The sequence below is a fragment of the Cellulosimicrobium sp. GQ32 genome (assembly GCF_059758455.1).
The window spans coordinates 369,144-388,599 of record NZ_JCAXEP010000001.1 but is presented as its reverse complement, the minus strand read 5'-3'; the positions used below and the strand labels follow the sequence as shown (position 1 = coordinate 388,599).

Annotated in this window: 20 protein-coding genes and 1 tRNA gene; 11 read left to right on the top strand and 10 right to left on the bottom strand. The window is 71.9% G+C overall.

Annotation, left to right across the window (positions count from 1 at the left end; genetic code table 11):
* Positions 1-45: 45 nt before the first annotated feature.
* Positions 46-660, top strand: a complete 615-nt coding sequence (locus AC6CH9_RS01565) for a DinB family protein (RefSeq protein ID WP_498153333.1) — start codon at positions 46-48, stop codon at positions 658-660.
* Positions 661-756: 96 nt separating this feature from the next.
* Here the strand turns inward: AC6CH9_RS01565 and rlmC are convergent, their stop codons facing one another.
* A complete protein-coding gene (gene rlmC / locus AC6CH9_RS01560) occupies positions 757-1,881 on the bottom strand; it encodes a 23S rRNA (uracil(747)-C(5))-methyltransferase RlmC (protein WP_498153332.1) in 1,125 nt (374 codons plus the stop codon).
* A 199-nt stretch (positions 1,882-2,080) separates the two neighbouring features.
* Between rlmC and AC6CH9_RS01555 the strand changes: the two genes are divergently transcribed.
* Positions 2,081-3,730, top strand: a complete 1,650-nt coding sequence (locus tag AC6CH9_RS01555) for a glycoside hydrolase family 64 protein (protein WP_498153331.1) — start codon at positions 2,081-2,083, stop codon at positions 3,728-3,730.
* 111 nt (positions 3,731-3,841) lie between these two features.
* On the opposite strand, the gene AC6CH9_RS01550 is transcribed toward AC6CH9_RS01555, so the two are convergent.
* Both AC6CH9_RS01550 and AC6CH9_RS01545 read right to left on the bottom strand, forming a co-directional pair.
* Positions 3,842-4,129 (bottom strand): DUF4287 domain-containing protein, encoded by a 288-nt coding sequence (locus AC6CH9_RS01550; RefSeq protein ID WP_064316845.1) that lies wholly within the window; start codon positions 4,127-4,129, stop codon positions 3,842-3,844.
* Positions 4,130-4,202: 73 nt separating this feature from the next.
* Positions 4,203-4,442 carry a three-helix bundle dimerization domain-containing protein gene (locus AC6CH9_RS01545; RefSeq protein WP_498153330.1) on the bottom strand — a complete coding sequence of 80 codons (240 nt, stop codon included), beginning with the start codon at positions 4,440-4,442 and terminating at the stop codon, positions 4,203-4,205.
* A 121-nt stretch (positions 4,443-4,563) separates the two neighbouring features.
* On the opposite strand from AC6CH9_RS01545, the gene AC6CH9_RS01540 reads away from it, so the two are divergent.
* The 3 genes from AC6CH9_RS01540 to AC6CH9_RS01530 all read left to right on the top strand — a co-directional run bounded on the left by AC6CH9_RS01540 (position 4,564) and on the right by AC6CH9_RS01530 (position 6,623).
* Positions 4,564-4,914, top strand: coding sequence for a hypothetical protein (locus AC6CH9_RS01540; protein ID WP_498153329.1), 351 nt, complete (start codon positions 4,564-4,566; stop codon positions 4,912-4,914).
* A gap of 447 nt (positions 4,915-5,361) precedes the next feature.
* Complete coding sequence (locus AC6CH9_RS01535; protein ID WP_498153328.1) at positions 5,362-5,544, top strand: hypothetical protein; 183 nt, start codon at positions 5,362-5,364, stop codon at positions 5,542-5,544.
* A 479-nt stretch (positions 5,545-6,023) separates the two neighbouring features.
* Positions 6,024-6,623, top strand: a complete 600-nt coding sequence (locus AC6CH9_RS01530) for a hypothetical protein (RefSeq protein ID WP_498153327.1) — start codon at positions 6,024-6,026, stop codon at positions 6,621-6,623.
* A gap of 61 nt (positions 6,624-6,684) precedes the next feature.
* On the opposite strand, the gene AC6CH9_RS01525 is transcribed toward AC6CH9_RS01530, so the two are convergent.
* Positions 6,685-6,757: transfer RNA gene (locus tag AC6CH9_RS01525), tRNA-Lys, on the bottom strand.
* A gap of 297 nt (positions 6,758-7,054) precedes the next feature.
* Between AC6CH9_RS01525 and AC6CH9_RS01520 the strand changes: the two genes are divergently transcribed.
* Entirely contained in the window at positions 7,055-7,336 is a 282-nt protein-coding gene (locus AC6CH9_RS01520; protein ID WP_047231388.1) for a HesB/IscA family protein, read from the top strand.
* A gap of 130 nt (positions 7,337-7,466) precedes the next feature.
* Here the strand turns inward: AC6CH9_RS01520 and AC6CH9_RS01515 are convergent, their stop codons facing one another.
* Positions 7,467-8,270 carry a M50 family metallopeptidase gene (locus AC6CH9_RS01515; RefSeq protein ID WP_498153326.1) on the bottom strand — a complete coding sequence of 268 codons (804 nt, stop codon included), beginning with the start codon at positions 8,268-8,270 and terminating at the stop codon, positions 7,467-7,469.
* 270 nt (positions 8,271-8,540) lie between these two features.
* Here AC6CH9_RS01515 and AC6CH9_RS01510 point away from each other — a divergent pair, with 270 nt between their 5' ends.
* Together AC6CH9_RS01510 and msrB are read left to right on the top strand one after the other, a co-directional pair.
* On the top strand, positions 8,541-10,055 hold the full coding sequence (locus tag AC6CH9_RS01510) for a DEAD/DEAH box helicase (RefSeq protein WP_498153325.1): 1,515 nt from the start codon (positions 8,541-8,543) through the stop codon (positions 10,053-10,055).
* A gap of 137 nt (positions 10,056-10,192) precedes the next feature.
* Complete coding sequence (gene msrB, locus AC6CH9_RS01505) at positions 10,193-10,621, top strand: peptide-methionine (R)-S-oxide reductase MsrB (RefSeq protein WP_498153324.1); 429 nt, start codon at positions 10,193-10,195, stop codon at positions 10,619-10,621.
* Here msrB and AC6CH9_RS01500 read toward each other — a convergent pair.
* From AC6CH9_RS01500 to AC6CH9_RS01480, 5 genes are all read right to left on the bottom strand, one after another.
* Complete coding sequence (locus AC6CH9_RS01500; RefSeq protein ID WP_498153323.1) at positions 10,590-11,003, bottom strand: ribosomal maturation YjgA family protein; 414 nt, start codon at positions 11,001-11,003, stop codon at positions 10,590-10,592. The two genes, msrB and AC6CH9_RS01500, sit on opposite strands and share 32 nt — an antisense overlap.
* A 67-nt stretch (positions 11,004-11,070) precedes the next feature.
* Positions 11,071-11,574, bottom strand: a complete 504-nt coding sequence (locus AC6CH9_RS01495; protein ID WP_498153322.1) for a MarR family winged helix-turn-helix transcriptional regulator — start codon at positions 11,572-11,574, stop codon at positions 11,071-11,073.
* Positions 11,575-11,726: 152 nt separating this feature from the next.
* The gene (locus tag AC6CH9_RS01490; protein ID WP_498153321.1) at positions 11,727-13,433 is read right to left on the bottom strand and encodes an MDR family MFS transporter; all 1,707 of its coding nucleotides are present in this window, start codon (positions 13,431-13,433) and stop codon (positions 11,727-11,729) included.
* 159 nt (positions 13,434-13,592) lie between these two features.
* The gene (locus AC6CH9_RS01485; protein WP_498153320.1) at positions 13,593-14,096 is read right to left on the bottom strand and encodes a MarR family winged helix-turn-helix transcriptional regulator; all 504 of its coding nucleotides are present in this window, start codon (positions 14,094-14,096) and stop codon (positions 13,593-13,595) included.
* Between the two features lie 172 nt (positions 14,097-14,268).
* Positions 14,269-15,723 carry a sugar porter family MFS transporter gene (locus tag AC6CH9_RS01480; protein WP_498153319.1) on the bottom strand — a complete coding sequence of 485 codons (1,455 nt, stop codon included), beginning with the start codon at positions 15,721-15,723 and terminating at the stop codon, positions 14,269-14,271.
* A gap of 265 nt (positions 15,724-15,988) precedes the next feature.
* On the opposite strand from AC6CH9_RS01480, the gene AC6CH9_RS01475 reads away from it, so the two are divergent.
* The 3 genes from AC6CH9_RS01475 to AC6CH9_RS01465 all read left to right on the top strand — a co-directional run bounded on the left by AC6CH9_RS01475 (position 15,989) and on the right by AC6CH9_RS01465 (position 19,379).
* A complete protein-coding gene (locus AC6CH9_RS01475) occupies positions 15,989-16,588 on the top strand; it encodes a hypothetical protein (protein WP_498153703.1) in 600 nt (199 codons plus the stop codon).
* Positions 16,589-17,751: 1,163 nt separating this feature from the next.
* Complete coding sequence (locus tag AC6CH9_RS01470) at positions 17,752-18,372, top strand: DUF47 domain-containing protein (protein WP_047231395.1); 621 nt, start codon at positions 17,752-17,754, stop codon at positions 18,370-18,372.
* Between the two features lie 5 nt (positions 18,373-18,377).
* Entirely contained in the window at positions 18,378-19,379 is a 1,002-nt protein-coding gene (locus AC6CH9_RS01465; protein ID WP_047231396.1) for an inorganic phosphate transporter, read from the top strand.
* Positions 19,380-19,456: the final 77 nt, after the last annotated feature.

Genomic DNA, 19,456 nt, shown 5'->3' with positions numbered 1-19,456 from the left:
GCGAGTCTGGCACCGGCGTCGGAGGGCGGGGGTAGCGTCCGAGGGATGGGCGCCACGACACCTCCGGACCTCGACCCCAAGGCAACGCTGCAGCGTTACCTCACGCGCGAGCGGGAGGTGCTGCTGGCGCGAGCGGAGGGCCTGGGCGAGCACGACGTGCGTCGTCCGCTCACCAGGACGGGCACCAACCTCCTGGGGCTGGTCAAGCACGTCGGCAGTGTGCAGCTTGGCTATCTGCACGAGGCGTTCGGCGGTACGCACGACCTCCCGATGCCCTGGTTCGCGGACGACGCCGAGGTCAACGCGGACATGTGGGCGACCGCGGACGAGTCCCGCGAGCAGGTGCTCGACTTCTTCCGTGCCTCGACGGCGCTGTGCGACGCGACGGTCGCGGCGCTCGATCTCGACGCGCGCGGCGAGGTGCCATGGTGGCCGCCGGAGCGGCGGGAGATCACGCTGTTCCTCGCGCTCGTCCACGTGCTCGACGAGGTGGCGCACCACGCCGGTCACGCCGACATCGTCCGCGAGCTCGTCGACGGCGCGGCGGGTGACGATCGCGGCAACCTGCCCGCGCTCGACGACGACGAGTGGGCCGCCTACCGGGATCGGCTCGAGGCGTCCGCAGTCGAGGCCGCGCGGCGCGCGGGCGAGCGACCCTGACCGCGAGATCGACCCGCCCGTCGCCAGATCGGCCTTCGGAGGGTCGATCTCGGCCGCTCGGGTCGATCTCGGAGCAGCGTTGCCCCGACGGCGCGGTCAGCCGCGTTCGAGGAGGACCGCGACCTCGTAGTGCGACGTCTGCGGGAACATGTCGAGCACACGCGCGGCCCGCGGGCGCAGCGACGGCATGAGCGCGAGGTCGCGCGCGAGCGACGTCGCGTTGCAGCTCGAGTAGACGACGTGCCCGACGCCGGACTCCTCGAGCCACGTGCTGAGCGTCTCCCCGATCCCGCGACGCGGCGGGTTGACGACGACGAGGTCCGGCACGTCCTGCCGCGACAGCGCGAACGCCGTCGCGTCCTGGGCCAGGAACGTCGTGCGGTCGAGGCCGGCGTCGCGCGCGGTGAGCCGCGCGCTCGCCACCGCCTCGGCGCTCGTCTCGACACCGACGACGTCCCGGTCCGGACCGGCGACGTGCAGCGCGAACCCGCCCACCCCGCAGTAGAGGTCCCAGACCGTGGCGGGCGCGGCGTCGTCCACCCACTCCCGGCCCTGCCGGTAGAGCGCCGCGGCGACGTCGGTGTTGGTCTGGAAGAAGCTCTGCGGGCGCAGGTGCAGGTCGATCCCGTTGACGCGCATGCGCAGCGTCTCGGCGTCCGTGAGGAGGATCTCCGTCTCGCCCTCGACCACGGCCTTGTGCTCGGGGTGCAGGTTCGCGGAGACGACGCGGAGCGACGGCAGCGCGTCGAGCAGGCTCGGCAGGTGCTTGCGGACCCGGGGGAGCGACTCCGTGGACCGGAGGACGAACCGCGCCATGAGATCGCCGTCGGGGGAGAGCGTCACCAGCACGTACTTGAGCTCGCCGTGGCGGGCGCGCACGTCGTAGGGGACGAGCCGCGCGCGCGTCACGAACTCCGCGAACGCCGGGAACGACGCCTGGAGCGCGGCCGGGTAGAGCGGGCAGTCGGTGAGGTCGACGCCGCCGCCCTCGCCGAGGATGCCGAGCACCGGGGCGTCCGTCGTGCCCGTGACGACCATCTTCGCCTTGTTGCGGAAGCCCGACTCCGCGGACTCGACCGTGGGCAGCCAGGTCAGGTCGGGCGCGAGCGGCGCGAGGAGGTCGGCGCAGTGCTCCTGCTTGCCGGTGAGCTGCGCCGGGTACGCCAGCTCGAGGAGGCTGCACGACCGGCACCGGCCGGCGTCGTAGTGGTGGCACTGCACTCGTTCGAGTCTAGGTGCCAGGCGAGCACGGGCGCTGTGGACCCGTGCGGCGAGGTCGTGGGAGCGCTCCCTGGCGTCCGTGGCATCCGTCCGCTACGGTCGTGGCAGCGCTCCCACACCGGTGTGGGACGGCGCTGTCGCCGGGCCGGTCCGGCGAGTGCGGTGACGACGAAGTAACCGAACAAGGAGCAGATCCGGCATGAATCTCGACAGGCGGAGAAGAAGCAGGCGAGCGTGGGCCGCGCTGTGCGCGGCGGTCCTCGCGGTGAGCGGGGCGGTCGTCGGTACGGCGGCCCCCGCGAGCGCGGTCCCGGCGACCATCCCGCTCACGATCACCAACGACTCGGGCAAGGGGCCGATCTACCTGTACGTCCTCGGCGAGCGCGACGGCGTCGCCGGCTGGGCCGACGCGGGCGGCACGTTCCACCCGTGGCCCGGCGGGGTCGGGCCCGTGCCCGTCCCGGCACCCGACGCGTCGATCGCGGGCCCCGGCCCCGGCCAGTCCGTGACGATCCAGCTCCCGAAGCTGTCCGGGCGCGTCTACTACTCGTACGGCCAGAAGATGACGTTCCAGATCGTGCTGGACGGGCGCCTCGTGCAGCCCGCGGTCCAGAACGACTCCGACCCCAACCGGAACATCCTCTTCAACTGGACCGAGTACACGCTCAACGACGACGGGCTGTGGATCAACAGCACGCAGGTGGACCACTGGTCCGCGCCGTACCAGGTGGGCGTCAAGCGCGCCGACGGGCAGGTCCTCAGCACGGGCATGCTCAAGCCGAACGGCTACGAGGCGTTCTACACGGCCCTCGAGAGCGCGGGGTGGGGCGGGCTCGTGCAGCGCGCCCCCGACGGGAGCCGCCTGCGCGCGCTCAACCCGTCGCACGGGATCGACGTCGGCAAGATCTCCTCGGCGTCGATCGACTCGTACGTCACCGAGGTGTGGAACTCCTACCGCACGCGCGACATGGTGATCACGCCGTTCTCCCACGAGCCCGGGACGCAGTTCCGCGGTCGGGTCGACGGCGACTGGTTCCGGTTCAGGAACGGGTCCGGGCAGGAGGTCGCGGCCTTCAAGAAGCCCGACGCGTCGAGCGTCTACGGGTGCCACAAAGACCTCCAGGCGCCGAACGACCACGTCGTCGGGCCCATCGCCCGCACGCTGTGCGCCGCGCTCGTGCGCACCACGGCGCTGAGCAACCCGAACCAGCCCGACGCGAGCAACGCCGGCTTCTACCAGGACGCCCGGACCAACGTCTACGCCAAGCTCGCGCACCAGCAGATGGCGAACGGCAAGGCGTACGCGTTCGCGTTCGACGACGTCGGCGCGCACGAGTCGCTCGTCCACGACGGCAACCCGCAGGCCGCGTACATCAAGCTCGACCCCTTCACGGGCACCGCGACGCCTCTCGGCGACGGCGGAGGCGGCACCGAGCAGCCGAACCCCGGCGGCGGGCTGCCGACCGGCACCGGGACGATCCGCGCCGGCACCGCGCTGTGCCTCGACGTGCCGTGGGCGGACCCGACCGACACCAACCAGGTCCAGCTCGCGACCTGCAGCGGCAACGCGGCGCAGCAGTGGACGCGCGGGTCCGACGGGACCGTGCGAGCGCTGGGCAAGTGCCTCGACGTCGCCCGCAGCGGTACCGCGGACGGCACCGTCGTCTGGATCTACACGTGCAACGGGACGGGCGCCCAGAAGTGGGTCTACGACTCCGGCACCCAGGCCCTGCGCAACCCGCAGTCCGGCAAGTGCCTCGACGCCCAGGGCGGCGCGCCGCTCCGCGACGGCCAGAAGGTCCAGCTCTGGACCTGCAACCAGACCGAGGCCCAGCGCTGGTCGTTCTGACGCCGCCCGGTCGCTGACCTGACGGCACGCCCGGTGCCCGACGCCGCCCGCTCGCGGGACGTCGTCGGGCACCGGTGTGCGCGGGGCGACCCGCGCGGTGTCCGCGGGACGTCAGGCCGGCTTGGTCGCCTTGCCGTCCAGCCACAGGGTGTCGGACTCGTCGCGGTGCGTACCGTCGGACCCGACGTGCTTCGAGGAGATCTGCGGGCCCTTGGTGATGACGTGCACGATCGCCATGCCGTGCCCACGCCCCAGGCCGTAGTCGTCCTTGAGCCACTCGAGGATCGGCGTGGCCTTCGTGGACTCGTCGAACCCGCGCTCGTGCGCGAGGTCGACCAGCTGGCGCGGGGTGAGGCCGGTCTTGTCCTCGACCGCGTCGAGATAGGCCTGGAAGGACATGCGTGCTCCTCGTCGTCGGGGGCGGGCCGCTCGACCCGCCGGTGAACCTACCGACGGTCGCCCACACGCGGACTCATCGGTCCGGTCGTGGCGTCCTGCGCGGGGGGCGGGGCGGTCGACTGCCCGACCGCAGCACGTCCGTCACCGCGTTCTCCACCAGGACCGGCACGAAGTCGCGCACGTGCGCGGTCTGGTACCGCCCGAGCTCCGCGAGCACCTGGTCGCGCACGTCGTCCACCGGCACCTCCGGGAAGCGCGTACTGATCCGCTCGACCACGACGTCGATCTCGCGGTCCTCGTCCTCGATCGCCATGATCCGACGTTCCGGCCCCGCGGCGCGGGGCACAACCAACACCGGATGAACAGACGGCGCACGCGACGCGCCGCCCGGCGCCCGTATCGGTTCCTCTGCTCCCGGTACGCTTTGGCAACCGATGTGGACGATCCTCGTGCTGTGCGCGTTCCTCGCACTCCTGGCCGCCGCGGTGTGGCCGGCGGTGCGGCGCCGTGGCGCCCCTGGTCGCCGATTCCGCACAGTCGTCGCCGCCGCGACCGCCGTACTCGTGCTGGGCCTGATGCTCCTGACCGTGGCGCCCCGCGACGTCACCGACGACGGACAGCGGTACACGTGCATCGAGGAGCCCCTCGGCGGGCTGAACCCGCTGTCGTCCGACGCGACCGACGCGTGCGTCCAGGCCAACTGGACGGTGATCGCCGTCGTGCTGCTCGGGTGCGCGGTCCTGCTGGCTCTGGAGCACCTCGTCCTCCGCCGTCGCGCCCGATGACGCGGCGAAAGGTCCGATGGCGGGTGCGGGCCGTCCCGGAAGCGCCGCCTCGTGGTGCTCTCGATGCCGTGGTGCTGTGACGCCTCGGCACCGTGAGCCCCGGCGGCGCTCGGGCCGGCTCCGTCGCGAGCTTCTCGACCGGCCCGCCGCCGCGTACCGATGGGTGGAGGGACTGCCGTGGGAGCGGCTGTGGCTGAGACCCGTGCTGGTGTTAGCGCTGCTCGTCGTGGCGGGAGCGAGCGGCGGCTCCGCCGCGTGCACCGCGGCACTGCTCGACCAGTCCGTGGAGCCGTGGTTCTGGTGGGGTCTCGCCCTTCCGGTGGCTCTCGTGGCGCTCTTCGGGCTGTATGCCTCGTGGGGGTTGCTGGCCTCCCTAGGCTTCTGGGAGCGCGTACGGGGTCATCGGTGACGCTTCTCGCGGATGGCCCGCCGTGGGAGAGTGCGTCCGTGCTCGACGTCCTGATGGTGCTCTGCCTGCTCACCACCGGACTTGCCGCGGTGCTCCTGCGCTCGGCGTACGTGGTGGCACGGGATCCACGGATACGCCGTTCGCTCGCGGCCTGGGGTTGGCCCCTCGTGGGAGTGGCGGTGGCCCTCGGTCTCGTCTTCCTCGCCCTCGACGGCGCATGACGGGTCGAGCGCGAGGCAGCGACCAGGGGGCCTCCGGGGAGTGGTGGTGTCGAGAAGTCCGAGCGTTCGCGCGATCGCGGGAATCCCGACGCTGCCGTGGGCCCGTGGGGCTCGAACCCACAACCTACCGTCCCGGGTCCGGAGCGTGAGCAGAATTCCCTGATGGCGGCAGCGGTTCGCCTCAGTCAGTTCCGGTCGTTCCGGCTGTCACGTCACATGTCCCCTAGCACTCGATCCGGGGTCGCGTCAGGGTTCGAGGGGGAGACACTCGGAGGCGCCGCGGCGATGGCGGAGCACAAGAGGCTGACGGCGGGCCGGGTCAAGGGTGGCCGGAGGCCATCGCGTAGCGACGGCGTATCCCCCTTGAAGCGGACCGGAGTCGGCCGGATGCTCGGCTGTGGTGCGGGGCCGAAAGGCAGGGCAGACCCGGAGCCTGGGCCCGAGCAATGCTCGCGCTCTTGGCGGTGAAGGTTGGCGCTATGCTCGCGCACGTGGACCGACGAGGGGCCCTGGAGCAGCGACGAGATCTGCCGTTCCGCTACTCGACTCCGCCGTCGTCGGTGGGATGGGATCGGGCTCGCAGGCTGTTGATGGCAGCCGGGCTCATCGTGGCTCAGGCGGTTATCTCGGTTGCCGTCATGTTCGTGGCTGGACTCGCCGTCGCGGTTGGCGCCGGACCATACGAGGACATGCTCTCGGTCGTCGGGTGGCTGTTCTGGAGTGCCCTTGCCACACTCCTGACGACGATGTGCGTGCTCCTCATCGGCCTTCCCGTCCGGCTGATCCCCCGACTCCGCACCTGGTGGATGGAAAACGGCGAGTTCACGCTTCTGGGGGCGGGAGTTGGTGCGGCACTCGTCGTCGTCGCATTCCTCGTCGGCCACCCGGACACAGTGAGCGATGGCGACCATGAACTCCACGTGCTTCAGCCGAACGGATGGCTGCTGCTGGTCGGATGGCTCCTGCTGTCCTTCTCGTGCGCGCACGTCCGTTGGCCTCGGCGGTGGACGCGTTGGATCCAACGTCGGTTCGGCGCGGGTGACGTTCGCGCGGCTGGGAGCTCGGCGGCGACGCGATAGGTGCATTCGGCTCGCAGATCGGTCCGGGCCGTATCGCCGCTGATCAGCGCTGATGCATCGGTGGGCCCCGTGGGGTTCGAACCCACAACCTACGGATTAAAAGTCCGCAGCTCTGCCAATTGAGCTAGAGGCCCTGGACGCCGTCCGGCGTCCACGCACAGGCTACCCGCGCAGGCGTGTCCACCGGCGCGTCGACCGGTCACGCGGGCGCGGACCCTACGCGCGTCGTCGGATGCTGTCACGCGCAGTCTTGCTCCGTGAGAAATTCGGTGAGAATCGGGCGATTCGCTTGCGAGCGGCGCGCGTTCTTGTTTCGGTGGAGTGGACCGAGGAGCCCGCGGGAGGGTGCACCGACGGCAGGTCACGCCGGCCAGGCGTGGGCCGCACGGACGTGTCCCGCAGGGTTCCGCCCGGCGACGAGAGGAGCTCTCGTGCTCACCCTGACCGACAACGCCCGTACCGCTGTCCACGACCTGCAGACCCAGGCCGGTGTCCCCGAGGGAGGCGGTCTGCGGATCGCCGAGTCCGCGGACCAGGCGGGCAGCTTCGAGCTCGCGCTCGTGCCCGCCCCGCAGCCCGACGACACGGTCGTCGAGGACGGCGAGGCGAAGGTGTTCGTGGAGTCCGCCACGGCCCCGACGCTCTCGAACCTCACGCTCGACACGGACCCGAACGCGCAGGGCCCGGCGTTCGTCCTGACTCCTCAGGGCTGACCCACCAGTTCTACCGGCGCCCGCGCCGGACGACCTCGACGGCGCGTCCTCCTCCTCCAGGCGCGTCCTCGGTCGCACGACGGGCCGTCCGCTCCGGCGGGCGGCCCGTCGTCGTGTCCGAGAGGTCGGCTCAGGCCGCCGGACCCACGATCCACGACCCGCCGAGCACCGCCGCGCCGAGCGTGACGACGAGGAACACCCCGACCCAGAACAGCCCGGGCACGTGCGTGAGACGCGCGAGGATGTCGGCGTCGGACGTCGCCGCCCGTCCGCGCGACCGCTCGCTCTGCAGCTCGAGCACCGGCCGGACCGCGCCGAGCAGCAGGAACCACGTGACGGCGTAGGCGACAGCGCTCTGCACGTCGGGCGACGCCCACCACGACACGCCGACGAGCGCGGCGCCCGTGACGAGCACGGACCACAGCCCGAACCAGTTGCGGACCTGCAGCAGCATGAGGGCGAGCAGCACGACGAGCAGCCACAGCAGCCCGACGGCGTAGCCCTGCCGCAGGAGCGCGGCGGCGCCGAGCCCGATGAGGCCCGGGCCGACATAGCCCATGAACGCGGTGAGGATCATGCCGAACCCGCGGGGCCGGCCCGACGACACGGTGAGCCCGGACGTGTCGGAGTGCAGCCGGATGCCCGAGAGGCGCCGGCCGGTGAGCAGCGCGGCGAGCGCGTGCGACGCCTCGTGCGCGATCGTCACCACGTGCCGCGCGACGCGCCAGACCGGGGTGACGAGCACGACCGCCAGGGCGAGCGCGCCCATCGCGAGGACGACGGCGGTCGCCGGGGGAGCGACGGGCGTCGTCGCGGCCTCCCACACCTGCCCGACGACGTCCCCCACGGAGGCGGCGACGTCACCGCCCGAGGTGGCGCCGCCGTCGGACAGCACGGCCAGGTCTACGGCGAGGGAGGGCATCAGCGCGTGCACGCGCGCCATTCCACCACAGCCCGCTCGGAGCTCGACACGCCGAACCCGGGGTCGCGGGTCACGGGACCGTCGGCGTGCCCCGCAACCCCGGGTTCGGCGCAGGGGCCCGCCCGGTCGAGGCGGACGAGACGCACCTCACCCGTGCCTCGGCGTCGGGCATGAGAGACTGGAGGTCGAGGGCAGCGCGATCCCGCGCGCCCCGCGTCGTGGAGATCCCCCCGGATTGCGTGCGGCGGACCCCGACCTTGAGCCCCGAGAGGCCCATCACCTGTGACTTCCTTTGCCGATTTCGGCCTGCCCACCCCCGTCGTGCGCGAGCTCTCGCGCCAGGGCATCGACTCCCCGTTCCCCATCCAGACCGCCACGCTGCCCGACTCGCTGAAGGGCCGTGACGTCCTCGGCCGCGGCCGCACGGGCTCCGGCAAGACGCTCGCGTTCTCGCTGCCGACCGTCTCGCGCCTGTCGTGGGCCAAGTCGTCGCGCCAGCCGCGCCGGCCGCGCGCCCTCGTGCTGTGCCCGACGCGTGAGCTCGCCAACCAGATCAACGCCACGATGGAGCCGGTCGCCAAGGCGCTCGGCCTCGTGACGACGACGATCTTCGGCGGCGTCGCGCAGTCGCGTCAGGTCGCCGCGCTCGACAAGGGCGTGGACATCGTCATCGCGTGCCCCGGCCGCCTCGAGGACCTCCTCAACCAGCGCCTGCTCACGCTCGACGCCATCGAGATCACCGTGCTCGACGAGGCCGACCACATGGCCGACCTCGGGTTCCTGCCCGGCGTGAAGCGCATCATGGACAAGACGCCGAAGCAGGGGCAGCGCATGCTGTTCTCCGCGACGCTCGACAACGGCGTCGACCAGCTCGTCAAGCGCTACCTCAACAACCCGGTGCGCCACTCGGTGGACGACGCCGCGGCCGCGCCCCCGCAGATGACGCACCACATCCTCGCGGTGCGCGACGCGGACGCGAAGAAGCAGATCGTGCACGAGCTCGCGTCCGGCACCGGCCGTCGCGTGCTGTTCATGCGCACCAAGCACCAGGCGAAGAAGCTCGCCAAGCAGCTCACCGCGAGCGGCGTCCCGGCCGTCGACCTGCACGGGAACCTCGGTCAGGGCGCGCGCGAGCGCAACCTCGAGGCGTTCTCCTCGGGCACGGTGAAGGTGCTCGTCGCGACGGACATCGCGGCGCGCGGCATCCACGTCGACGACGTCGAGCTCGTCGTGCACGTCGACCCGCCGGCCGAGCACAAGGCGTACCTGCACCGCTCGGGCCGCACCGCGCGCGCCGGGTCGGAGGGCGTCGTCGTCACCGTCATGCTCCCGGAGCAGCGCGGCGACGTGCGCGACCTCACGCGCAAGGCGAAGATCACGGCCCAGCCGAAGCCCGTCGCCCCCGGCGACGCGACGATCAAGGGCCTCGTCGGCGAGGTCGCGGAGTACGTGCGCCCGGCGGACATCACGCCGCCGCAGACGCAGGCGAAGCGCGGCACCACGTCCACCAACGGCGGGTCGCGCGCGTCGCGCCGCAACCGTGGCGGTCAGGGCGGCGGCCGTCCCGCCGCCCAGGGCGCCGGTCAGGGCACGACGGCGCAGCGCGGCCAGGGCGGTCAGCGCTCGGCGGGTGCGGGTCGTCCCGAGGGCGGCGGCAGGGACGGACGCGGCGCCTCGGGCACCGGGAACGGCACGGCGGCGGGCCAGGGCGGCGGCCGCCGTCGCGGCGGCCGCGGTCGCGCGCAGCGCCCCGCCGGTGGGTCGAGCACCGTCTACTCGACGTCCAGCCCGCGCTGACTCGTCGCCCACCCGGTCGTGGGCATGAGATGGGCCCGGTCTCTTCGTCGAGACCGGGCCCGTTTCATGCCCACAGCGGAGGGTGACGTCGGGAACACCGGGGCGCTGCGTGCGGTTGGGATCGTCGGAGGTGGATCATGACCAGCCAGACCCACGAGAACCAGCCCTACGAGGTCGTCAAGACCGACGACGAGTGGCGCGCCGAGCTGTCGCCGCAGGAGTTCGCCGTGCTGCGGCAGGCGGGCACCGAGCGCGCGTGGACGGGCGAGCTGCTCGACGAGAAGCGCGTCGGCGTCTACGCGTGTCGCGCGTGCGGCAACGAGCTGTTCCGCTCGGACACCAAGTTCGACTCGCACTGCGGGTGGCCGAGCTTCTTCAGCCCGCTCGCGGGCGACCGCGTCGAGCTCCTCACCGACCGCAGCCACGGCATGGTGCGCACGGAGGTGCGCTGCGCGCGCTGCGGCTCGCACCTGGGCCACGTGTTCGACGACGCGCCCCAGACCCCGACGGGCGACCGGTTCTGCATGAACTCGGTCAGCCTGACCTTCCAGGCCGGCGAGGAGTGACCGACCGGGCGACGGCCCACGTGTCGACCGCGCACGCGAGGCCGACGCCCACGAGATAGCAGACCAGGTCCCGCACCGCGAACGTGCTGCCCAGCAGCCACGCCGCGGGCGGGACCGCGTCGTTCACGGCGGCGGCCAGTCCCGTTGCCTGGAGCGCCTCGACCGCCCAGCACCAGCCGAGCGCGAGGATGCCCGCGACGAGCGGGCGGGTACGCGCGAGCACGAGGACCACGAGCACGTAGGTCGCGACGGCATAGAGGACGTCACCGCCGACGTCACCCCACGGGTCGGGCACGCGCGTCGCGACGAAGAACCCCGCGACCACGACGAGCCCGAGCACGAGGGCGACGACGAGGCGCCGCCGACGGGGTCGCGAGGGCATCGGTGCCGCGACCGCACGAGGCGCGCGGCCGCCGTCGGGCATCGTCACGCGAGGTCAGGGCGGGGCGTCACCGGTTCGCGGCCCAGCGCACGACGTCGTCGGAGTAGCGGTGCAGCAGCGCCGCGAGCGTCGCGACGTCGGCGCGGTCCCAGCCGTCGAGGGCCTCGGTGATCGAGATGACCCGCCCGCTGTGCGCGGCGTGGAGCCGGGCCTCGCCGTCGGGTGTGAGGGTGATGAGCTGCCCGCGCGAGTCGTCGGGGTCGACCTCGCGCGCGACGAGGCCCAGCGCGTGGAGCCGGCTGAGCTGACGCGAGATCGTCGCGCGCCCGACGCCGAAGTGCGCGGCGAGCTCGGAGCCACGGACGCCTGGGTGGTCGGCGATGTGCGCGAGGAGCGGGTACGCGCTCGCCTCGAGGTCCGGGTGGATCCGGCGCGCCATGGCGGTCGCTGCCGCCCCGCCGCGGCGCAGCAGGACGCGCAGCTCGCGTTCGAGATCGACGTACGCGACGTCCGGCTCGGCGGCGCGCGCGGCGTCGGGAACGGTGCGGGTGGGAGCGGTCTCGGCGGGCACACGCCCATCATGACGCCCGGGACGGCACGCGGTCACGCCCGTCCGGAAAACCTCACCCGCTGGACGGTCGACCAACACGCAGAATGCATGAAACAAGCGGCCCCGAACCGATTCGAGACCGCCTGTTCCATGCACTCAGCGTGCGGGGTGGGTCAGCGCGAGGAGCGCGTCCCCGCCTCGTCGACGACGCCCGCGGGCTCGTACGCCTCGAGGAGCGTCGACTCCGTCTCCTCGGCCAGCGTCACGCGGCCGGGGGTCGCATCGACCGGGGCCTCGCTGCCAGCGAGGGCGGCCTCCTTCTCGAGGCGCTCCTGGAGACCGGTCTTGGTGCCGAGCGGCACCTCCTTGAGGAACGACACCGCGATCAGCGCGACGAGCGCGAGCGGCACCGCGACGAGGAAGATCTCGGCGATGCCGTCGCCGTAGGACTTCTCGACGAGGTCCTTGATCGGCGCGGGCAGGGTCGAGACGTCGGGCACGGCGTTGCCGCCGCCCATCGAGTCGGCCGGGATGCCGAGCTTCGTCAGGCCGTCCTGGATCGACGTGGTGACCTTGGTCGCGAGGACCGCGCCGAGCACGGACACGCCGATCGCGCCGCCGAGGCTGCGGAAGAACGCGACGGTCGAGGTGCCGGCGCCCATCTCCTCCACGTCGAGCGTGTTCTGCACGGCGAGCACGAGGTTCTGCATGAGCATGCCCATGCTGACGCCGAGGAAGAACAGGTAGACGCTGATGAGCGTGAAGCTCGTGTGGTAGTCGATGGTCGACAGCGCGAACAGCGACGCCATGAGCACCGCGCCACCCGTGACCATGAAGGCCTTGTAGCGGCCGTAGCGCGTGATGAGCTGGCCGAAGAGGGTCGACGCGACGAACGTGCCGACGATCATGGGGATCGTCAGGAGGCCCGACTCGGTCGGGGTCTTGCCGCGCGCCACCTGCATGTACTGGCTGAGGAACACGGCGGTGCCGAACATCGCGACGCCGACCGCGACGGACGCGACGACCGCGAGGACGAACGTGCGGTTCTTGAACAGGTGCAGCGGGATGAGCGGCTCGGGCGTCACGCTCTCGACGAGCACGGCACCGACGAGCGCGAGGACCGCGCCGCCGACCATGGCGAACGTCTGCCACGAGAGCCACTCGAAGTTCTGGCCCGCGAACGTCACCCACAGCAGGAGCGAGGACACGCCGGCGCTGATGAGGATCGCGCCCCAGTAGTCGATTCGGACGACGCGGCGCGCGACCTTCGGCAGGTGCAGCGTGCGCTGAAGCACGATGATCGCGGCGATCGCGAACGGCAGCCCGACGAAGAAGTTGAGGCGCCAGCTCACGGCGTCGGTGAGCACGCCGCCGAGGAGCGGCCCGCCGATCTGGCTCACGGCCATGATGCCGCCCATGAGGCCCATGAACTTGCCACGCTCGCGCGGCGAGATGATGTCCGTGATGAGCACGGTGGCGAGCGCCATGAGGCCGCCCGCGCCGATGCCCTGGAACGCGCGGAGCGCGATGAGCGTCCCGACGTTCTGCGACAGGCCGGCGAGCGCCGAGGAGACGACCGCGACGACGAGCGCGACCTGGATGAGGACCTTGCGGTTGGTGAGGTCGGCGAGCTTGCCCCAGATCGGGGTCGAGATCGTCATGGCGAGCAGGGTCGAGGTGACGACCCAGGTGTAGGACGACTGCGAGCCGTCCAGGTCGCTGACGATCTTGGGGAGCGAGCTCGAGACGATCGAGCTCGCGAGGATCGCGACGAACATGCCGAGGAGGATCCCGGAGAGGGACTCCATGACCTCGCGACGGGTCATGGACGTCTCGGTGCCGCCGGGTGGGGCGGTGCGTTCTGGTGTGGTGCTGGTCATGAGGCGCTGAGTTCCTTTGGCTCACGGGGCCGTGTCGGACCGGCCGTGTCGTGCGGCGGTGTCGAGGGGCGGTGTCAGGTGGTCGTGGCCGGTCGCGCGGCGGCGCGGTCGGCGGTCGAGGGCGTGCCCGACGGCGGTGGTGCCGCCGGGCGCCGTCGGTCACCCGGTCGTGCGGGGAGCGTCGTGGCCGGCGACGACCGCCGCGGCGACGCGCTCGATGTGGCGCGTGGCCTCGACGATCTCGTCGTCGTGCCACTCGGCGAACGTCGTGGCGGCCAGGGCGTCGATGTGCTCGTACGCCCGCAGGACGAGCGTGCGCCCGTCCTCGGTGAGCTCGACGGTCCGGGCGCGCCGGTCGTCGTCGTCCACCGTGCGGCGGACGAGGCCCTCGTCGACCAGGTGGCTCACCTGGCGGCTGGCCACGGACAGGTCGACGCGGAGCCTCGCGGCGACGTCCCCGAGCTGGACGGGACCGCACCGCTGGAGCATGCGGAGCAGCCCGAACGACGAGCGCGGGATGTCGAGGTCTCGCGCGATGCGCACGGCCGACTCGCGCTGGGCGCGGGCCAGCTCGTCGAGCGCGCGGATGAGGCCCGCCGCAGGGGACGGGTCGGGTGCGAGCTCGGGGGCCGCGGTGGTCGCGGCGGGGGTGATGACGGGCACGACTACTCCTTGGTTGCTGCAGGCAAGCATACGCCTCGCAGTTGCTTTCAGCAACCATTGTCTGGAGCAAGGAATTCCCGGGTCTCGTCGAGGCCGGGAGACGCCCGAACCCGGGGCCAGTCCTCACCCGGCGCGTGCCGTGAGGACCGACCCCGGGTTCGGGCGGAGAGGCTCAGTGCGCGGTGCGCCCCACGCGCTCGTCGCCCATGTCCTCGAGCTCCACGCCCTTGGTCTCGGGGACCTTGCTGAAGACGAAGACGAACGACAGCGCCGCGAAGATCGCGTACATGAGATAGGGGATCGTGGCGCCGAAGGCCGACAGCATCGGCGGGAACGTGAGAGTGATCGCGAAGTTCGCGAGCCACTGCGCCATGGCCGCGACGCCGAGCGCGGCCGCGCGGATGCGGTTCGGGAACATCTCGCCCAGCAGCACCCAGACGAGCGGCCCCCACGACGCCCCGAAGAACACGACGAACGCGTTCGCCGCGACCAGGGCGATGGGGCCCCAGGGGTCAGGCAGGGTGATGTCCTTGCCGCTCCCGACCGCCTGGGTGAACGCGAGCGCCATGAGGCCCAGCGAGACCGTCATGCCCGCCGAGCCGATGAGCAGGATCGGGCGACGGCCCACCTTGTCCACGAGCGCGATCGCGATGAACGTGACCGCGACGTTGGTCACGGACGTGATCGTCGAGACGAGGAACGACTGGCTCTCGTCGAACCCGACCGCCTGCCAGAGCGTCGTCGAGTAGTAGAAGATGACGTTGATCCCGACGAACTGCTGGAACACCGAGAGCAGGATGCCGACCCACACGATCGGCTTGAGCCCGAACGTCGAGCCCTTGAGCGAGCCCTCCTGGGCGTTCTTCTCGTCGACCGCGATGGAGCGGTGGATCTGTGCGATGCGGTCGTCGACGTCCTCCTCCGGGCCGAGGACGGACTCCAGCACGGCCCGCGCCTCGTCGTCCCGACCCTTCGCCACCAGGTAGCGCGGGGACTCGGGGATCCGCAGGGCGAGGATGCCGTACACGGCCGCCGGGATCACGCACACGAGGAACATCCACCGCCACGCCTCCCAGCCGAACCAGAGCTCGTTGGAGGCGCCGCCCGCCGCCTCCGCGAGGAGCTGGTCCGACAGCAGCGCCGCGAAGATGCCGACCGTGATCGCGAGCTGCTGGAGCGACCCCATGCGACCGCGCAGCCGCGCCGGCGCGATCTCCGCGATGTACGCGGGGGCGATGACCGAGGCGATGCCGATCCCGACACCCGCCATGAAGCGCCAGATCGCGAGGTCGAACGCCGACCAGGCGATCGCCGACAGGATCGAGGAGGCGAAGAACAGGATCGCGCCGAACACCATGACGCGCGTGCGGCCCCAGCGGTCCGCCAGCCGGCCGCCCGACCACGCTCCGAGGGCACAGCCGAGGAGCGCGATCGCGACGACGAGGCCGGTGACGGCGGAGTCGAGGTCGAACTGCCCCTCGATCGCGGCGACGGCACCGTTGATGACGGAGCTGTCGAAGCCGAAGAGGAAACCGCCGACGGCGGCGGCGACGGCCAGGCCGATCGCCTTGCGGTGGGCGCTGCGTGCGCTCACGGTCCCGTGACCTGCTGCGTCGCTGCTCGACATCTCTCCTCCGCTCCTTCCGGAGCCGGTAGGAGGCCCCTTTCGTCACTGTAGGACGGGGTACTCGCGGTGGCGCGGTGAACGGGGTGCGGTGAACGTCACGCGCTCGGACCCGAGCTGCGCAGGGGCTGGCGTCGGGCCGGTACCGCTGCGACCGCCCCCGCGCCGGGTGGAGACTGGGCGCGTGCCCGACGACGCCCCCACCACCCCCGGACCCCGGCCCGACCCCGGCCGGTCCGACCGCACGGAGCGACCCCGCCGCCCGGCGATGCTCGACCCGCGCGACGCGGACGAGCTCCCCGGCGAGCTCGATCCCGCGCTGCGCGACCAGGTCGCGCACACCACCGCGCACGCGATCGTGCACCGCGCACGCGACACCGAGGACCCGCAGGTCGTCGAGCGCCTGATCCACCTCGTCGAGACCGAGGGGCTCGACGTCGTCGCCGGCCTGTGGTCCGACGCCGCCCCGAACTCCCTGCCGGGCGCGCTCTGGCGGCTCTACGTGCTGCGCGAGTGGGTGCGTCGTGACCCGCAGACGGTGGCGCTGCGGTACCGCCTCGGCGTCGACGCGGCCCCGGTCCACGAGGCCATCGCCGGGGTCCCTCGGCCGCCCGGGCCGCAGGACGTGCGCGACCTCGCCGACGCCGTGCTCTCCGGCGTGTTCACCGGCGACCTCGCGGTCGCGCTCGAACGCGCCGGGTCGTTCTGCCGCATCCTCGCCACCGGCGCAGCGTTCGACGCCGACGCCCGCGAGGTCGCCGACCCCGACGGCGCGCTCCGCATGACCCGCGGGGCGGGCTCTCTGCTCCGTACCGCGCAAGAGCTCGAGCACGCCGCTGAGCTCTGGCGCGCCGACCGCCTCGACTAACCCTCCTGCGGCCGCCGAGGGAGAACCCCGGTCGCTCGAGGTAGAGCCGTGGTTGCGCGAGGTAGAGCCGTGGTCACGCGAGGTAGAGCCGTGGTCGCGCGAGGTAGAGCCGTGGTTGCGCGAGGTAGAGCCGTGGTTCTTGTGTTCGACGGCGCGTGGCTGGGTGGGGTGGTCGGGGTGGGTGGTGGTGCCGCGTCCACCATCCGCCGCTCGTTCCTCGCGGCTCCCGCGTTCTCGGTCGGGATCGTCCCGCGTTCGCCGGCTCACTCCGGACGATCCCTCGTTCCAGGCCCGCCACGGCGCGGCACCACAACCCACCCCGCCCTACGTCGTCTCGCCCTGGTCGGCCCTCACCCGGGCGACGGCTCGCGGTGTCAGTTCAACTCTTGCCGTGCCGACTGTTTCCGTGGCGTCCGCCGTCCCGCCGTCCCGCCGTCCCGCTGTCGTCTTGTCCTGCTGTCCGGCGGAGTCCCGATGCTGCCCCGTCGTGTCGAGCAGGTGATCGGGTCGCAGGCCGTGACCACGGCTCTACTTCGCGTGACCATGGCTCTACCTCGCGTGACCACGGCTCTACTTCGCGTGACCAGGGCTCTACCTCGCGTGACCAGGGCTCTACCTCGCGCGACCACGGGTTTACCTCGGTGGACCGGGGTTCTACCTCGGGTGGGTGGGCGGAGGGTGCGGGATACGGGGCGGGTGCGCACGTCGGGGGGTGGGGTTCTCGCGGAGCGCGAACACCGGGTCGGCTGGGTACCTCGCGGGGCGTCCGGCACGTACGATGGTTCACGACGCCGGGCCGCGGTAGCCCCGGGCTCCACACTCAGCCGCTACGAGCGGCCACGCGCCGAGAGGCGCTCCCGGTCCGGCGTCACTACTTCCCCTCCTGGTGCGAGCACGACGCCGTGCGCCGGAGGGCCGCCGCCCCGGCGAGGACGCCGGCTGCGGGCTGTGAGCGTCCTGAGGATCCGGGACCTTCGCCCCGACGATTCCAGCATCGCTCCGCGCGTCGGCTACATTTGACGAGAGTTCGACGTGCGTTCATCCAGAGATCATCCGACCCGAGATCGTGACCACCCCGGCCGACCGGCCTGTCCGGCGGCCGAGCGGCCCTTGTGGCCGACGCCAGCTCAGACCCCTACCCCGCGTCCCTTCCGGAGCCTCCCGTGCGCCTGCGCCTGACACCGCGCGACACCTCGTTCTTCGACCTTCTCGCCGCCTCGGCGCAGCACCTGGTCACCGGATCAACGCTCCTCGCGGAGCTGCTCGGCGCGGACCGTCCGACGCGCAAGCAGCTCGCGAAGCAGCTCAGCGAGACCGAGCACCTCGCGGACGACGCGACGCACTCGATCATGCGTCGGCTCAACCAGACGTTCGTCACGCCGTTCGACCGGGACGACATCTACGCCCTCGCGTCGGCGCTCGACGACTGCATGGACTTCATGGAGGAGGCGGCCGACCTCATCGTCCTCTACAAGGTGGACGAGCTCCCGGCCCGCGTGTCCGAGCAGGTCCAGGTGCTCCAGCGCGCGTCGGAGCTCACGGCCGAGGCGATGCCGCGCCTGCGCTCGATGGACGACCTCCCCGAGTACTGGGTCGAGGTCAACCGCCTGGAGAACCAGGCGGACAAGGTCCACCGCAAGCTGCTCGCCGAGCTCTTCGACGACGTGTCCGACCCGGTCCTCCTCATGAAGCTCAAGGAGATCGTCGAGGTCCTCGAGCAGGCGGCCGACGCCTTCGAGAAGGTCGCGAACACGGTCGAGACCATCGCGCTCAAGGAGTCCTGAGCCCCGTGGAGGCAGTGCTCGTCGTCGTCGTCGTGGCGTTCGCCCTGGCGTTCGACTACACCAACGGGTTCCACGACGCCGCGAACGCCATCGCGACCTCGGTCTCGACCAGGGCCCTCACGCCGCGCGCGGCGCTCCTCATGGCGGCGGTGTTCAACCTCATCGGCGCCCTGCTCGGGACCGCGGTCGCGCAGACGATCGCCGAGGACATCGTCGCGGTCAACGACGTCCCGCCCCATCAGGGCCTCGTGATCGTGCTGTGCGGACTCGTCGGCGCGATCACGTGGAACCTCATCACGTGGTGGCTGGGGCTGCCGTCGTCGTCGACGCACGCCATCATCGGCGGCCTCGCGGGCGTCGGGATCGCGTCGGGGATCACGGTCCACTGGGATGCGATCCTCGACAAGGTCGTGCTCCCCATGGTCTTCTCGCCGCTCATCGGCTTCGGCCTCGCGTTCGCGCTCATGGTGCTGTTGCTGTGGGTGTTCCGGAACGCGGCGCCCGCCCGGGCGTTCCGTCGCTTCCGCATCGCGCAGACGGCGTCGGCGGCGGCGATGGCCCTGGGCCACGGTCTTCAGGACGCGCAGAAGACGATGGGCGTGATCGTGCTCGCGCTCGTCGCGGGCGGGTTCCAGGACGACAACACGATCCCGCTGTGGGTCAAGCTGTCCGCGGCGACCGCCATCTCCCTCGGTACGTACGCCGGCGGGTGGCGCATCATGCGCACGCTGGGCCGCAAGATCATCGAGCTCGACCCGGCGCGCGGCTTCGTCGCCGAGTCGGTCTCCGCCGTCGTCCTGTACGCGAACGCGTTCATCTTCCACGCGCCGGTGTCGACGACGCACACGATCACCTCCGCGATCATGGGCGTCGGTGCGACCAAGCGCCTGTCCGCGGTCCGCTGGGGCGTCGCGAAGAACATCGGGGTCGCGTGGGTCCTCACCATCCCGGCCGCTGCGCTCGTGGCGGCGGTCGTGTACTGGATCCTCAGCCCGATCCTGCTCTGACGCCGCGCGCCGGACGCGCGCACCGCACACGACGACGAGGACGGCGCTCCGCCGACCCGGGTTCCGCCCGGATCGGC